Origin of the sequence: Marinibium conchae (assembly GCF_015595035.1) — a bacterium.
Classification (GTDB): Bacteria; Pseudomonadota; Gammaproteobacteria; order Enterobacterales; family Alteromonadaceae; genus Glaciecola.
Genome location: NZ_JADNRN010000002.1, coordinates 173,100 through 190,279, shown reverse-complemented (window position 1 = coordinate 190,279; position 17,180 = coordinate 173,100). Strand labels below are relative to the sequence as shown.

8 protein-coding genes are annotated in these 17,180 nt (G+C 42.6%); 4 read left to right on the top strand and 4 right to left on the bottom strand.

Annotated elements, in window-relative coordinates; genetic code table 11:
- Positions 1-248: 248 nt before the first annotated feature.
- The 3 genes from ISG33_RS08665 (at position 249) to ISG33_RS08655 (ending at position 10,534) form a co-directional block, all read left to right on the top strand.
- A complete protein-coding gene (locus ISG33_RS08665) occupies positions 249-9,203 on the top strand; it encodes a putative Ig domain-containing protein (RefSeq protein ID WP_195733209.1) in 8,955 nt (2,984 codons plus the stop codon).
- A 68-nt stretch (positions 9,204-9,271) separates the two neighbouring features.
- Positions 9,272-9,796, top strand: a complete 525-nt coding sequence (locus ISG33_RS08660; RefSeq protein ID WP_195733208.1) for a hypothetical protein — start codon at positions 9,272-9,274, stop codon at positions 9,794-9,796.
- A 30-nt stretch (positions 9,797-9,826) separates the two neighbouring features.
- Complete coding sequence (locus tag ISG33_RS08655; RefSeq protein ID WP_195733207.1) at positions 9,827-10,534, top strand: hypothetical protein; 708 nt, start codon at positions 9,827-9,829, stop codon at positions 10,532-10,534.
- A gap of 32 nt (positions 10,535-10,566) precedes the next feature.
- On the opposite strand, the gene ISG33_RS08650 is transcribed toward ISG33_RS08655, so the two are convergent.
- From ISG33_RS08650 to ISG33_RS08635, 4 genes are all read right to left on the bottom strand, one after another.
- Positions 10,567-11,088, bottom strand: coding sequence for a hypothetical protein (locus ISG33_RS08650; RefSeq protein ID WP_195733206.1), 522 nt, complete (start codon positions 11,086-11,088; stop codon positions 10,567-10,569).
- An 84-nt stretch (positions 11,089-11,172) separates the two neighbouring features.
- Positions 11,173-14,514 (bottom strand): hypothetical protein, encoded by a 3,342-nt coding sequence (locus tag ISG33_RS08645; RefSeq protein WP_195733205.1) that lies wholly within the window; start codon positions 14,512-14,514, stop codon positions 11,173-11,175.
- 64 nt (positions 14,515-14,578) lie between these two features.
- Complete coding sequence (locus ISG33_RS08640) at positions 14,579-15,052, bottom strand: LabA-like NYN domain-containing protein (protein ID WP_195733204.1); 474 nt, start codon at positions 15,050-15,052, stop codon at positions 14,579-14,581.
- On the bottom strand, positions 15,049-16,299 hold the full coding sequence (locus ISG33_RS08635; protein ID WP_195733203.1) for a DNA-methyltransferase: 1,251 nt from the start codon (positions 16,297-16,299) through the stop codon (positions 15,049-15,051). Before ISG33_RS08635 ends, ISG33_RS08640 begins: the two co-directional genes overlap by 4 nt.
- Before the next feature lie 331 nt (positions 16,300-16,630).
- On the opposite strand from ISG33_RS08635, the gene ISG33_RS08630 reads away from it, so the two are divergent.
- A complete protein-coding gene (locus tag ISG33_RS08630; RefSeq protein ID WP_229333552.1) occupies positions 16,631-17,158 on the top strand; it encodes a 1-acyl-sn-glycerol-3-phosphate acyltransferase in 528 nt (175 codons plus the stop codon).
- Positions 17,159-17,180 lie beyond the last annotated feature (22 nt).

The following is a 17,180-nucleotide window of genomic DNA, read 5'->3' as shown; positions in this document are numbered from 1 at the left end:
GAAACTCTCCATTAAACGCATCAATCGATAACAAATCGAAAGAAATAAGTATGAACTGATTATTTTTTAACTAAATTGTTCATTTTATGAGTAGATGAAATGCGTTATTCTGTGCTATTAATTATATTATATCGAATGGAAACTTCACTAAACACCAATCACGGATAGCACTTAGCCCGCCCGAACGCCGCTTTGCGTCCATGATTGGAGTCATTTAGGCATACAGTCACACACAAGGACCGCTCAAAGTGCGAAAATCAAATTCACTTCCATATTTAATTATTCTTATTTTTATCGCTGCTTTTTCACACAGCAGTCTCGCGCAAACTCCGGTGTCAGCTGACGTAATAGTTGTCATAGATGAATCTGGATCAATGAGGACTGAACAGGCATGGATTACCGAAGCCATCCCTTTTTTAGAGACTGAACTCAAAGCAAATGGCATAGGTAGTGAAGCACAGCAGAATCTCTTCGGACTTGTTGGCTTTGGGAATAGACAAGTCGTTCCGAGATCTATCAACGTTGGCGACGGATTGCTTGGCAGCGAAAGCGAGTTCGTTACAGCTGCAGCTAATCTAGTAACCAGTGGTGGAACAGAAGACGGGTGGCGAGGAATAGAATTTGCCTTATCGGAATACGAACGGCGAAACGGTGCGGTTGTTAACATCATTTTGGTTACAGACGAAGACAGGGATAATACCTTGTCGAGTATTACTTACCAAACCGTTCTGGATAATTTAAATGAAAACCGGGCTTTATTAAATGCTGTTCTAAGGGTGAATATCCAATGTGAAGATGGCACACAAGCCCTAGGAATGGATGCATTTGGAAATGGTTACGTAGCTGACGGTAGCGGCAGCTTTTTAGTTTGCGCAAACCCAAGTGCGACAAACGGTGCGGGCAGTACAATCGCAAATTATGTTGATTTGGCAATCGAAAATGGGGGCGCCGTATGGGATCTATCATTTCTTCGCAATGGGGGTCTAAATGCAGAATCCTTTACCGAAGCCTTATTAGCTATAAAAGTAGACGAAATACTCAATCAGCGGCCACTCGGAGATATTGTCGCCGTTGCACAAGCCACTCCTAACCCCGCTTTAGTTAACCAAACAATTACTTTAGATGGTTCAGCGTCATTTCACCAAATAGAAGCTCGCAATATTGTTGCATGGGACTGGGACTTAGATAACGACGGTATTTTTGACACCTCGGGTCCAATAGTTACTACAACTTTTCCAGCGCTTGGTGATTACCCAATTACGCTAAGAGTTACCGACAACGACAGCACACCTCAATCTGCACAAACCGAAATAATCGTCAATGTGAATTTACCTCCGCTGCCACCTACTGCTATTGCTGGTGGACCATACTTATTCTGTCCTCAGACTGCAGTTTGGCGATTAGATGGCAGAAACTCTGTCAACCCTGATGATGGACTAAGCGAACCAGGTCTGCCTGAAAACAGGATAATTAGCTATGAATGGGATCTAAACAATGATCAGATTTTCGACGATGCAAACACTGCATTTGTTGATGCGACTACTCAACTTACTAGCTTAGGTGTTGGTGACCACATCATTCGCCTTAAGGTAACTGATAACAACGCCGAGTCTTTCCCTTCTAGCGGCAGAGGTAATCTCTTTGATACGCAAGTTACTCAGGTCAGTATCCGAGACGCATCTGACTTGCTATGTAATTGCTTGACCGACTTTGCGGCAAGGCCTAAACAAACAAAAGTTCAGTTAACTTGGACCGATACGGGCGCTTCAAGCTATGCGGTATACCGCAGTGAGAATGAAGGTGGACCTTACACACGTATTGCCCAAACAGATAATCGCTATTCAACCTATTTAGACCCTAGTTTAGATATTGATACTACGTATTATTATGTTGTTGATGAATTAAATAGTAGCGGGCAAGCAATCTGCCGTTCTCGAGAGATAAGCGCTACTCCAACTGCACGTAGATTAAATAATAGAAATGTTGCACCAAGCTTTATCTCAACTCCAGTAAACATCGCAACTGAAGGAGAAAGTTATCAATATACAGCGCTAGCGACTGATCCTGATCGTCGAGATAGTGTGACTTATGCTCTGCAGGTATCACCTACTGGAATGACAATCAACGCACAAAGTGGGTTAATTAATTGGACCCCACTGAATGCTCAAGTTGGTCTACAGTCTATTGTTTTGAGAGCCATTGATAACCAAGGTGCATTTAGCGAACAAGTATTTACTATTAGCGTTGCCAATACGAATCAAGCTCCTACCATTTTTAGCACGCCTGATAGTAGTGGCGTTGAGTTGACTGAATATCTGTACCAAGTATCAGCGAATGACCCCGACCTAGGAGATGTTCTCAGCTACCGGCTGTCTGTGGCTCCTGACGGAATGAGCATTGACTCAAATACGGGCTTAATTACATGGACACCTGCACTGGGCCAGCAAGGAGACTTCGACGTCACTGTGTTAGTTTCGGATGTAGCAGGCCTTAGCGATAGCCAGTCATTCAGCATCAGCGTTATAGAACGGAATATACCTCCGTTAATTACGAGTCAACCGATAGTAAGTGCTACTGCAACAGAAACCTACGTGTACGAAGTTACCGCATCAGATGGAAACGGAGATTCCCTCACATTTGCCTTGGGTGATTTCCCCGAAGGCCTAACAATAGAACCTCTGTCGGGGATCATAAACTGGACCCCGCCAGAGGCGTTAATTGGTTCTCAGCAGGCTTTAAGTATTATTGTTACTGATCAGCGTGGAGCTTCAGGAACCCAAACTTTTAGCATTTTGGTAAAAGAACCCAATAAAGCCCCTGTGATTACTACGCAATCATTGCCACCAGCTCAAGAAGATACACTGTACGTCCAAACCTTAATCGCCAGTGATGAAAACATGGGCGACATGCTCACCTTCAGTGCAACTGAAGCGCCTGGTAATCTGAGAATTGATGCTCAGAGTGGCGAAATACGATGGTTACCTGTCAACAATAATGTCGGTGACAATGTTGTCGTTCTGCGAGTCACTGATGCTGCTGGCCTTTTTGATGAAAAGTCCTTTACTGTTAACGTACAAAACAGTGGCGACGCTCCTACTATTTCCTCTGAGCCTGGCAGATTTGCAACAGTGGGTGAATCTTTTCAATACCAAGTTGTTGCTACGGATCCAGATAACAGTCCACTCAGTTATTCACTGATAAATACCCCATCGAACATGCTAATTAGCAATACCGGATTGTTCACGTGGGTTCCAAACAATGCTCAGGTTGGTAGTCAGCCTGTTACTATTAGAGTGACAGATGTAGATGGACAGACCGACGAACAGAGCTTTTCGTTATTAGTTGGATCAGTTTCGGTACCAGTGGCGCCAATTATTGAGTCGTCGCCCGTAACTGTCGCCACCTCAAACACCGTTTATCAATATCTTGTTGTTGCATCGGATGGTAATAATGACCCTCTAACCTATACCGCACTGAATAGCCCTCTGGGGTTGGTGATTAATCCGAATAATGGTCTAATCCAATGGGTTCCAAGCGCACAGCAACTTGGTCCACAGGCAATAACCATTAGCGTAAGTGACCCATCTGGTTTGAACGACATCCAAACTTTTAACGTTATAGTTAGTGATACTCCTGCTTCTAACTCTCCGCCAACAATAAGTAGTATTCCAAGCACCAACGCGTTTATAGATACACCCTATAGTTACGCAATAGCGGCGTCAGACCCTGACGGTGGCGTTCTAAGTTATGAACTACTTTCATCTGTTAATGGTATGCGAATAGATGCTCAAAGCGGATTAATTGAGTGGACTCCGACTGCGGCACAAGTCGGTAGTAACAACGTCGTCGTGCGAGTTAACGATGATGCAGGAGGTTTTATTCAACAAACCTTCCCTATCTCTGTAGCACAACAGCAAAGTACAACAAACGAGTCGCCCGTTATTTCCAGCAGTCCGGTGCTAAATGCAGCCGTTGGTAGCGTCTACAATTATCCTGTAATCGCAAGTGATGCAGACGGTGACAGTATTCGTTATGAATTGAACTTGTCGCCTGAAGGTATGGTAATCGACCAAACTACTGGCAACATCTCGTGGGTACCTCGCGATAATCAGATTAATATCAATGGTGTTGAAGTAGTAGCCATTGACACGAAAGGCGCAGAAACCGTTCAGAGGTTTAGCATTCAAGTTGAACAAAACTCGACTATTAACAGAGCTCCCCAAATTGTTAGCAGTGCAAATTTAACGGCACTTGTTGGACAAGCATACCAATATCAAGTGGTCGCGAGTGATGCAGATAATGATGAGCTAAGCCTTAGGCTAGCTAACGCGCCAACAGGTATGACTATAGACAACAGCAGCGGTCTGATATCGTGGACACCAAGCCTTCAACAGGCAGAAACTCAAGCGGTGAGTGTTGTAGTAAGCGATCAGCAAAGTCAAACTCAACAGTCATTTTTAATTTCAGTAGCTGAATTTGCATTACCACTCGACGTTAATATCAATATTAGTCCACTGGTTGCCGACTCTGGAGAAGAAGTTAGATTCACAGTGATTGGTAAAGGCGGCATTGAAAACCGAGTGTTAAGCCTTTCAATAAATGGTATCGATACGGCCATTAATCAAGGACAAGCGTCTACGATTGCGGAGCAACCTGGACGCTACACGGTTGTGGCGAGCGTAACTAGCGGTGATGAAACTGTTTCCATTAGTGATGCTTTCACCGTCAGGGACCCATTAGATACTGATATTCCGATTGCAGAACTCACTTCACCGGAATTTAGTAGCGAAATATTTGGAGTTACCACAGTATTAGGTACTGCATTCGACCTTAATTTAGCTGAATACAGACTGCTGGTAGCGCCAAAAGATTCTGGAGATTTTTTCGAAATTAGTACTAGCACTAGCAGAGTACAAAATGGTCAGCTAGGCACTATCGACCCTACATTGCTAAGAGCGGGAATTTATGATCTGTTACTAGAGGTTATCGACCTGAACGGCAATAAAACTATTGACTCAAGTGTATTCGAAATTGCTCAAGACACACCTGTGGGTAATTTTTCAATAGGATTCCAAGATCTTGTAGTGCCTTTAGGGGGGTTATCTGTCTCTGTTAATCGAAATTATGATTCTCGAGATCGACAAATTAGTGGTGACTTTGGTTTTGGGTGGAGTGTTGATTATCAAGACGTAGATATCCAAGAAAGCCAAGACCTCGGCGACAATTTCGTAATGACCACAGTGCCCGGCACACTGTTTTTCCCGAATAGGTGTATAGAGCCAGATGGTCCTCACTTTGTGAAAATTAAGTTACCAGAGCGCCGAGCATTAAAATTCAATGTAGTTGTACAAAATAATTGCTCCATTCTGTTTCCTCCACTTTTTGTGAGTGTCGGATTTGAACCCGCACCTGGAACAGAAGGTACACTTAGTGCAAACAACTCCACTGGCCTTATTTTCAATGGCGGTAGACTCTTAGATATTGGTAGAGGAACATTCGACCCTGATGTTTATACATTAACTACTAAGGAAGGATATACCTACATTCTGGACCAAAATTTCGGTATTCGTAGAATTGAAGATCAAAGCGGTAACCAACTTAATTACACTAACAATGGAATAGTGCACAGCAGCGGCCAAGGACTGGATTTTGTTAGAGATTCTAATAATCGTATTACGCAAGTAACTGGGCCTGATGGCGAAAGTATTAATTACACTTACAATGCAAACGGCGACCTTAGCTCTATTACCGATAGAGAAGGAAATAAAACGACCTACCAATACAATAGAAATCATGGACTTATCGAAATAAATGATCCCCTTGGTAGATCAATCGGTCGAACCATATACGATGACGATGGCCGCATGCTGAAAATGGTCGATGCCGAAGGTAATGAGCTCGTCTTAGAACGTGATCTTGATATCAATCAAGAAACTATTCGTGACCAAAACGGAAATGCGACGATATACACCTACGATGACCGTGGTAACGTTCTTTCGACTATTGATGCACTGGGCAATGAAACAACTTTCACCTTTGACGATGAAGACAATAAGACTAGTCAAACAGATGCTAGAGGTTATACATACACAACGGTATTCAATGAAAATGATTACCCAACGATAGAAATCGATCCTCTCGGCAATACCACAACAATTGAATATACCGACATTGGTGCGATTGCATCAACAACCTTTCCTAATGGAAATACCACATCAAACGTCATTGATAATCAAGGAAACATCACTTCAGTGACTGATGGCTTAGGTAACGAAATGTTGTTTGATTATGATGCTCAAGGAAATCAAACATCACAAACAGATGCTCTGGGCCATATTATACGATATGAGCATGATAGCAGGGGGCAAGCAACACTCATCACTGACCAGAATGGTCATGCAATGACTCTTGAATATGATATCAATGGTAATCAGACAGGGCTGAGTTATAGCATTACATCTGAAGGTGTTGAATCAACAGTTATCAGACGCACCGAAGTCGACAAAAACAATCGAATTATTGCTGAAATCGATGCTTATGGAGAGCGGGTAGAGTATCAATATGATGCTGTGGGGAACATCATTGAGCATGTAGATGCTAGAGGCTTTGTAACCTCGCACGAGTATGATACTCGCCAGAATAAGACACGTACTGTCTATCCAGATGGCACGGAAGAAACTCATGTTTATGATGGAATGAGTAATTTAGTGTCGACGACAGATAGAGATGGTCGAACAAGCACTTTTGTTTATGATGCTTTAAATAGGCACTCTCAGACTATATTTGCTGACAATACTCAAATAACAAAAGAGTATGATGCCAACGGCAATTTAGTAGCTGAAATTGATCGTCGAGGCAACCGAACTGAGCATGAGTACGACGCCGCAAACAGAATGATCGCGAAAGTAGATGCGCTGGGAAATAGAACTCAATATGAGTACGACCCAAATGGAAACTTAATTAAAATCACTGACGCATTGGGAAGAGAAACAACTCATACCTACGATTCAGACGATAAGAAAATCGCTACAACCTATGATGATGGCACAGAAAGTCGTACCGAATATGATGCTATAGGCCAGATTGTTAGCGTGACTGATCAAGCTGGTCAGGTAATGGAGTATGAATACGACCCCAGAGGAAAGCTTCTTCGTGTAATAAATGAACTTGGCGATGCTACCAGCTATACCTATGACGAAGTTGGGAACAAAGTTAGCGAAACCGATGCAGAGGGACGCGTAACTCAGTTTGTCTATGATAAAGAAGGACGAATTGTTAAGCACACCCTACCGAATGGCCTAGTCAGTATCAAAGACTACGATGCAATCGGCAATGTCGTACGCAAAGTAGATTTCAACGGTGATGAAATACTCTATGAGTTTGACAGCAACAATAGGTTAGTCAGAAAGACCTTGTCCGACGGAATAGAGCATTTATTCGAATACACGAACACCGGTGAAATTGCCACAATGACTGACGAAACTGGGGTCACTCGCTATTTTTATGATGTGCTTGATAGGTTAGTAGAAGTTCAGTATTCGTCTGGTGATTTTGTTAAATATTCGTATGACGCCGAGGGTAATCAGACTTCTCTTGAAATAGCGCAAGGCACAATAGAATATCAATATGATGCTCTAAATCGTATTATTTCCACAATTGACATGGACGGCGGTGAAACAACTTATCGTTACAATGAAGTCGGCAGTCGTACTAGTGTCACGCTGCCAAATGGCAATCAAACACTTTATCAATACTCGAATTTAGATAGGTTAATTGAGCTAACTCAACTTGATGGCGATGGTAATACGCTATCGAGCTATCGTTACACTCTCGGCCCTGCAGGCAATCGTTTGTCGCTGACTGAAAATACAGGGAGAGTCACCACTTATACCTACGATAATGTTTACAGACTCACGAGCGAAACCGTTTCTAGCGCAGATGGAACAATATCATCCAGTACCTATGAATACGATGCTGTTGGAAATCGTATTTCAAAGACTGTAGATGGTACTACAACAAATTATAACTACGATGTAAATGACAGGCTGATATCAGTTGGTGATACATTCTTTGGTTATGATGGCAACGGAAATAGAGTTAGCAAGACTACTTTTAACAACGTAACTAACTACGCTTACGATAAACTAAATAGACTTGTCTCAACGGACGAAAATGGCCTTAATGCTAGCTATACCTACGACGCTATGGGCAATCGTCGCTCAATGCTGATTGAGGGTATAACTCACTTGACGTATTTGGTCGATCTAAATAGCGAACACTCAAGAGTAATAGCAGAAACAAATGGCCTTTCAAACAATACTACCGTTTACACTTATGGTGTCGATTTAATTAGTCAAAAAGATAACGATGGTATTTCGTATTTCCATTTTGATGGGAATCACAGTACTCGACTGCTCTCTGACAGCTCCGGTCAAGTTACTGATACATATACATATGAAGCATTTGGACAAGTTGTCGGTAAAACAGGGACAACTAAAAATGTTCATTTGTTTACTGGCGAAAGAGTAGATCCGAATACTGGGTTTTACTATCTAAGAGCACGGTATTACGACCCTTCTTTTGCAAGGTTCCTAACCATGGATACCTTTCCGGGCTTTAGGTATGATCCACTCACGCTCCACAAATATAATTATGTACATAATGACCCTATAAACAATTTTGACCCAGACGGAAGATTTGTTTCTGCCAGCTTCGTGGTGAGGGCAAACGCAATAGTTATGAGCCATGTTGCGAGAGTTGGACCTGCTTTTGCGACGTCACGACTATACGGAGGCGTAGTCATACGCAGTCTAGGGTATGCAGTTGAAAAGATTGTATTCCTAATACTTCGTAAAATACCTGGTGCAAATATCTCCAGAAATGTCCAAATGTTTACACCTCAAGGAAAACGACACTTCTTGGATTTTGTTGTGAAGGTAAAAGATAGAGTGCTTAATCTTGAAGTTAAATATCAAATTCCGCCGCGCTCAGGACAGGCATTAAACAGGCTTGTGAGTCAGCTGCAAGCTGCGCAAAATGCAGGAAATGGAGGTAGAGTTGCCGTCTTCGCATTCAAACCACCATCACCTGCCGCAGTTGCAAGACTCAACAAACTTTTAGGTCCAAATGCATCTGCAATAGACCATATTTATGGCTTTATGGAATTGGTGATTTATCTAACCCGTTTCTTTAGAATAGGTTAGACGATAAAATAACGACTTTTCGCCAATATGTTTTTAGCACTATAATTTTTGAGAGATAATAAGTAGTAATGAAAAAAGAATACTCCAATGCGCTTCGCAAAAGGTTTACGCAATTGGTTAAGAATGACCTGAGCAATTTTGAAGTTTTTACAGAGAAATCTCCGTACATTACACCCGGAGCGGCAGTATTTGTTAATCGAGTACGGAGCGACCTTTGGCTGTTTGTTGAGGTTTTTGGTATTAAAAGTGAAGAAGGCGGGTTTGTCGTCCAAGTTGGTTGGTCAAGGCTTGCTCGCTTTCCTCAATTAGGTATGTCTCCTAATTTTTTTATTACCGATAGGAAAGATGAAATAGCTAAACCAGAAGGTTTTACACGCTTGCACAATCCGCACTTGAAAAATGATGAATTATTCTATGTTCAAGGCACCAACAAAAATAGCTTGTCTAGCCTCCACGCTTCTAGTTTTAAAAGTGATACTCAGAAAATTTCTTCTAAAGAAGCCTTAGAACTTGTTTCAGAGTCATGTGACTTAGCATTTTCAGTGCTAAAAGAGAGTGGACAACAGTTTTTTTCGGAAGTTGAGACTGCATAATAATCAGCCTACATATAAAGGAAAGGCGTAATGACAAATAAAAAGAAGATAGCGGCCTTATTGCTTGCATTTTGGTTTTCAGCCAATGCAAACGCGAATATCATTTTAAATGAGTGGGTTCTTAACATTAATGGTAGTGTTTCAGAAAGTGCCAATGGTGATGAACTTCCTGGTATAAGTTCGTCTTTAAATTCTGCTGGCTTAGGAAATATAACACTTGAATTTACTAACCCAGGTGACTATTTTGCGCTTGCATACTTTGATTTCGAAATTGATGAGGCAAACAATACCTTTTTCAATGAATATGGAAGCGTGTTTGGCACCCCGAGTGAAGGGCAATCCTGGGAAATCGACGAACCCGGCTATATTTTTGGTGACATCTACGACAATGTTTTTGATGGCTTCTTAGACAACACAAACTCCGTTCCTGAGAATTCAAATGACGACGTCAGTTTTGCAATTGGTTGGGATTTCACCTTATTAAACGACCAAATAGCGTCATTGTCTTTTACCTTAAGCGATATGCTCAATACAAGCGGCTTTCATTTGTTGCACGTAGATGATGAGGTTGGGAGTAGTTTTTCTGATACCGAAACAGTGTATTTTTGGAGCGCACTTTCAATAGAAGACACTAACGTTAACCCGCCAAGCGAAGCGAACGCGCCAAGTATCTTTGCGTTGCTCATTGCTTCCGTTGCCTTTTTAGTTGTTCGAAAAAAGAGTAGCGTTAAGCACTAAAGATGATTGGCAAGCATTCGCTTGCCTCTTCTCTACTCGCCACCCCTAGATAACACAAATATTAAACCTAGAATTTGGAAGCATAGAGCCACGTTTACTAGCACATCGTTGTCGCTTCTAACAGTTTGTGCTTGTTCCAAATAGTTTTGTTTTACCAAAAAGCGATCGTCAATCCTTTCGAGTACCTCACCTTTATACTCATGAAAACTCTCTTGAATAAGCTGATAGCTTAGGTCAGTGCTTTGTTGTACGCCGAATAGCGCGAGCGTGTCGATAATGAAAGCACGTGACTCAGGGTGATTAGCGTCTTTGATTAATAAGAGAATGGCGGTGTCTTTGCGCCGCTCTAACGAGCGTGTATTTTCCCATATAGCATCAATTTGTTGATTTACAGTGGTAGCTTCTCGTTCCCACTCGGCGACCATATCGTTGTTTTTGGCGATAAAATAATTCGACACAATCGCCGAGGCAATAGTAAGGGCCACACCTAATATCAGCGCCCACCATTTTTTTCCAAGCCTTGTTCCTTTCGTTTGTAATGTCGATTGAGTCACTTTCCTTCCTTTTAAAAGCACGTATTTGTTGTTAAAGCTGCTCTTATAGAGCGACTAATCAGAGAATGTCTTTCATTTATATGCTTACACCACAATTAACTTTGGCATTTTGCCTTCTTTCTCAAGCTTAATGACCACTCTAAATAAGGGCTTTTTCTTATGCTCTGCCGCTAACAATCCGGCCATCATAAGCATGAAGCTAACCAGTTTATAGTTAATGTCGTTTTTGCCCAACAAGTCTTCGACGAAGTCCTTGAGCACTGAATCAACGTCGATCCATGGTGAAATAGCTTCGGTCACCTTTTCATTTATGGCTTTCAGTTCACGATTAAGTGAGTTCAAGGCTTCGTGTTTTTTGTCTTCAGGCTTCGATTCTACATCAGACTTAAAGGCTGCCACTTTGCTATCAATGTCACTCAAATAAGCCGGTAGATTTGCCAGTGCATTGGCTTCTTTCCCAATTTTAGACATCACGCGCATTGCGGCTTTGAAGGTTTTAGCACCTTGTAAAATTGAGTCTGGATTAGCATCAGTCCATAACTGTAAATCCACATGTTGGTCACCCCGAGCAGTTTTCATAAAGCGCGAATAAAAGGTATTTGGCTCTATGCTTAAACCATCAGAATGAGTGCTAACTTCATCGAAAAAGGCTCGATAATCCCAGTCATCATTACCTTGAGTGAGCGCCCTTAATTTATAGAAGTTTAGTGCCGAGTAAATGTAAGTTTTTCGGTCTTTTGACGGATAACTAGTTAGTAAGAAGTCAACTGCACTTTGAAATATATCATCAGCCTGTAAGGCAATAAGAGCATTGTAGATTTTCTTTCCGCCACGCATTTTAATGATCAATTCGCTAGAACTAAAACGCGTAAAATGCTTTTGATAGTTTAACAGCGCTGTTGCTACCTGCGTGCGACTCAGTATGTTCGGTACATCATTCTCAAAACGACTTAAGTGTTCATCTGAATATGAAAACGAGCCCAAGAGTCTTTTAATGTCATTGGGGCTATGAAGTGTGTTGTTTTGGTTCACATAGCTGAAACTGAAGGCCGAGCTTGCTTTGTTTTGCATTGCAGATTGGGCAAACTTATATGTAAGACTTGCTGCAGCTCGGCGTTTCTCATACTTGGAGCTAGCAGAATCAGTTACGCGTACACTATTTTTTACTGAAATTGCACCCTCGGCGTCTACTTCAATGCTCACTTTTGATACATCAACCTTTCGAGACTGAATACTGAAACCCAACAAGCTTAGACTCTGCGTAGTCGTGCGTTGCATTTTAGAGTCAAGTCGCAAGGCGCGTGCGCTCAACTCAACTTCTTTACTAGCTTCGAGTGATTGAAGCAGTAAATCCGCTTTTTCATCCAAGCCCAACAGTAGGTATTGATATAAAAGCTGAGCAGCCAACGATTCACTTAAGAAAGTGACTTCAAAACTCGTGCCCAAGGTCTCGCTGTCTTGTTCGGTTTGTGATAGCGCAAGTGCTAGTTTGATATTTTCAGATTTTTCGACCGCAACGGCGAGTTTATCGGTAAACTGCTGGTAGTTAGTAAGCACCAAATCAAACAGTGCTTTCGGTTCTTTATCGATATTGCTTATCGCTTGTGCAACGCCGTCGCCCAAAGCTTGCAGCGGTGCTAGCTCTTCTTTTGCATCCCTGCGCACCGCATCTTTTATTTCATCAACAAAGCCCTGCACTTGCGCTCGCATATCCGACTGAACATCACGGATAACAAGAGCCAAACGATACACTAAAGCTCGCAAAATACTTTGTTTCAGACTTAAGTCAGCCACCGGAACTTCTTCCTCAATTGGCGAAATGGCAGGGTCATCGATCGGGCTTGGCTCCCGAATAGGAGGTAAAGGTATGACGGGTGCAGCGCGAGGAGGGTCTACTCTATCTTCCTTATCATTAGCACTTTCATCACGGCTATCATCCTCGTCCTCTTCGCTGCCATCATCTGGTAATGGTTCGCGAGGCTCATCAATAATGATAATGGGTGGTAAGTCGAAATCGTCGATATTGATAGAAAACCTAGCCAACACTTCTCGAAAGGCCAGTAGCGCAAGTTCTTCCGGTGGCTTTTGAAGGCTAAATACCTCGCGATCCACTGCATCTTGAAGCTGCTCTAACAATAGCTCATCAATGAGCTCATCGGAACTGCTTTGTCCCAATACCAGTTTCGCAAAAGGTTGATACCACGCGTCTTTATCAAACGAGCTCACGACTTGGTTAATAATACTTTGACCGGGCTGACTAAATTGCTCTAGGAAGGCAATGAACTTATTTCCCTGTCCTAAGATCATATCAGCATAACGCTGAGCCATGCGATCAACACCTTTCACTTGAGCCTGAGCTTTGAAAGCCAAGGCAGATGAAAGCGAGCTTTCCTCTTCAAAATCAACCTTAACCACCAACTGGTTTTGACTATTTTTATGCACCTTTAAACTAGCAACACCATCAAACTCATATTTGCGTGAATAAGATGCTTTGGCGCTTAACTTGAGTGTAATCTCATTTGAAGCAAGGTCGACATCGTTGGTAAGCGACTCCCCTAGCTCTACCTTCCCCCATGCACTAAAAGCTCTTTTCGATCTGATTGCAAAGGCTCGATAACCCTGTGCATTTGTATTCTGAAGACTTGCTCGCGCTGATACCAAATCCCAAGGTTCGAAGTTGTCAGCATGCATTTCCCACAACGCACGGTAGCTAGGAATAACACTCGATATTTGATAATAACTATCTAACTCAACAGCCCCTAATACGCTTCCACCGGCTGAAAAGCGAAGAAGATCAAGCGCAATACTGGCTTTTCCACCAATCTGAAGCTCTGCTCGCAAGTCGCGATTGATTAGTACATCTTTGCCATCAATACCGGCGTCAGTGCTACTAGCATCAGTCGCCTGCCCCAAGAATGCGATGGCCTGTTCATGATTCAACACCGAAATTGAATAGCTAGCTTCGGCATCTACTTTAATCGCTACTTTTAATTGCTCTAGCGGCACTGTCACTGAATCATCAGCGTCAATGGCTTTGCTTATTGGGCTTTGAGAGCCTATCGGTTGCACCAATCGAGTGAAAGTCTCGTGCAATTTCTCGGCGCGTGCAACGTTGCGCAAAGCGTCTGCAAATTCGGAAGTTGTCGTGAGATTGTCGTCGCCCTGCAACTGCAAATTCGTCATTTGCGCTTTAGTGCTCGTAAGAAAACTACCTAAGCCTTGCAAGGATGGGTCTTTCAATAAGGCAGTGGCATTTTTCTTCACCACCAGCAGTGCATCAAAAATCTTCTTGGCATCGTCGAGCTGGGTTTCAATAGCGCGCACTTTTTGCTCGTATTCCTCAATCTTCAGAATCAGTGACGCCAAGTTAGCTGCGGCTAAAAATTCGGGTGGAATATATTTTGTGAAATCTGAAAAGCGCGTCATTGGAATCGTTCCTTGGATGCCGAATCAATCGCAACGGCTGCGAACTGCGTTTATCTACAGGCTATTACATCAACCATTTTTCATCAATATCAATGAACTCAGAACTCGCATTAATCAATGAGTTTGCGGTTAAATTCAGTACGCCAAACACTACAGCCTTGCAGTTGTGATCATGTTGAACTTTACTTAAAAGTCGGTCGAAGTCTCCATCACCCGACAATAAAATTACGGTATCGACATGCGGCGCACTCTCTAGCACATCAATAGTAATTCCCACATCCCAGTCTCCTTTGGCCGAGCCATCAGCACGCTGAATGAAGGGCTTCAGCTTCACATCAAAGCCAATGTGACGCAATGCACTTTGAAATTTACGTTGTTGCTCATCGCCGCGGTCAATGGCATAAGCGAAGGCATCAGCTATCTCATATTCATCGGCAATATGCTTCCAAAAGTGTCGGTAGTTGAACTGCGCGCCAAAGGTATGCCTAGTAGTGTAGTAAATATTTTGGACGTCGACGAAGATCGCAGCTTTTTTCATATTAAGTCTTCTTCAATTTGTGCTTGTACCGTTTTCAATATACTGATTTTGCACTTAGCGTCATTGGCAGTATTAGTATCTGCAAAATGAGTAATAGCATTGTGCTGATTCGCAATACCATTACTTAGCTCAATGGCCTCTGTATCAACCGACAAGTCGTATCTAGTCTGGATTAAAAAAGCCTTTTTACAGCCCTTAGTGTTGGCAGCCTTGGTGAGCAACTTCAGGCTAGTTTCTAAGCTTTCTTCTATCTTCTGTACCTTAACAAACACCGGCGCGCCTTTATAGTTTTGACTCAAAATAGCGTCTAGCCCTTGATTTCTATGTACCACGTTGAAATCTATGCCTTTCAAGCACTGCAATAAAGCCGCATCTGCCTTTTTATAGCTTTCACGGCCTTCACTGAGTACTCTCGATTCTGATTTTAATGGCTTGAGAAGACGTTGTTCGGCTAATTCAATCGCGTCTTGCGACTCATCAATGCCAATAAAACGGCGCCCCAAGCGTTTAGCTGCGACACAAGTGGTGCCGCTGCCAGTGAACGGGTCTAAGACCAAATCGCCCTCATCAGTCGTCAACGCGATGATTTTTTCAAGTAAGGCCAAGGGTTTTTGGGTTGGATAGCCAACTCTTTCTTTCGCTTTTGGATTCAAATAAGGAATATCCCATACATCGCTAAGAGGCACTCCTTTTTTGGCATCGGCAACTTTCACATCACCTTTTTCGTCGCGGGCGTATACCGATTTATTGTGTGTATCGCGCGTTCGCTTTTGCAGTATTTGGTCAAGATTAGTCGTGGCCGAATAGGCTTCGAAGTGTTTATTGAATTTAAAGTCTTTGGTCTTACTGTAGAAATAGATGTTTTGATGAGCCGGTAAAAGACCCTTTTTAGCATTCGACCAACGCTTGTAGTGCCAAATGATTTCTGACTGAAAGTTGCTGCTCCCAAACACCTCATCCATCAGCCCTCGCACCACATGATTGGCCGCCTTATCGCAATGCACAAAGATACTAGCACTTGTCGACATAAGGTTACGCATAAGCTGTAAACGATGATAAAGAAACTCGGCATAGTGAGCTTGCTGACGCCAAATATCGTTGAAGCGAAACTCTTTATCGCGCGCTCTGCTACTTAATTTATGTTCTTTTTCAGTGAAAAAGGGAGGGTCCAAATAAATCAAATCCACACTCTCTTTTGCCACCGTTTGCATCTGCGTTAGGCAGTCGCCAAGCAAAAGCTTATTCATGTTGAAAGGCAGGTTCGCTGCGAATAATCATTGTTGATAGCCGTTGTGAATGTCATACACAAATATAAAAATAACAGGATATTGTGATGCCATGTTACTCAGCCCTCGTGCTCTCTACAAGCATAAAGATATTGCTATAGTTTGCGCCAGAGGAATATTCAACTTAGTATGGTTTTTTAACTTGAGTCTATTCAGATTGCGCGTCGTGCCAACATGCGTTAACACACTTCAGTAAAGGGAGTTCACAAACATCAACTCGCAACATATTAATACTTCTCCCCCCAGCGGCGGCAATCGCTTTTCAGCGTGGCTGGGCGACACTTTGCTAAGAGTGACTGGATGGAAAATAAAGGGGAAACTACCCCAATATCCTAAGTTCGTGATCGCGGTAGCTCCACATACTTCAAACTGGGATTTCTTCTTAGGGCTTGCGGTACTTTTTTCACTTAGGATCAAGATCCGCTTTTTAGGTAAACACAGTATTTTTGTACCGGTTGTTAAGCAACTGCTTGAGTTCATTGGCGGCATGCCCGTTGACCGACGAAGTGCACACGGCATAGTAAATCAGGTGGTTGATCAATTTAACGCGCAGGAGAAAATGATCCTTGCCGTTGCCCCAGAGGGCACCCGTTCGAAGGTGTTCCCATGGAAAACTGGCTTTTTAGCGATTGCTCATAAAGCGCAAGTACCTGTTGTTTTAATTGCTTTTGATTTCAAGCATAAAGAAGTGATTATAGGCCCCAATTTTGTTAGCGAAGGAAACTTCGATAACGATATGCACAAGGTATATACTTTCTACCAGCCGATTACCGCAAAACACCCCAATGATGTGGTATATCCGCAGGATATAAGCGAATAATTGCAATTAGCTAATACCTGAA

Bases quoted from the DNA above. Each gene is read 5' to 3' on its own strand.
- ISG33_RS08660 (WP_195733208.1), top strand. From the start codon at position 9,272: ATGAAAAAAGAATACTCCAATGCGCTTCGCAAAAGGTTTACGCAATTG.
- ISG33_RS08655 (WP_195733207.1), top strand. From the start codon at position 9,827: ATGACAAATAAAAAGAAGATAGCGGCCTTATTGCTTGCATTTTGGTTT.
- ISG33_RS08645 (WP_195733205.1), bottom strand. From the start codon at position 14,514: ATGACGCGCTTTTCAGATTTCACAAAATATATTCCACCCGAATTTTTA.
- ISG33_RS08640 (WP_195733204.1), bottom strand. From the start codon at position 15,052: ATGAAAAAAGCTGCGATCTTCGTCGACGTCCAAAATATTTACTACACT.
- ISG33_RS08635 (WP_195733203.1), bottom strand. From the start codon at position 16,299: ATGAATAAGCTTTTGCTTGGCGACTGCCTAACGCAGATGCAAACGGTG.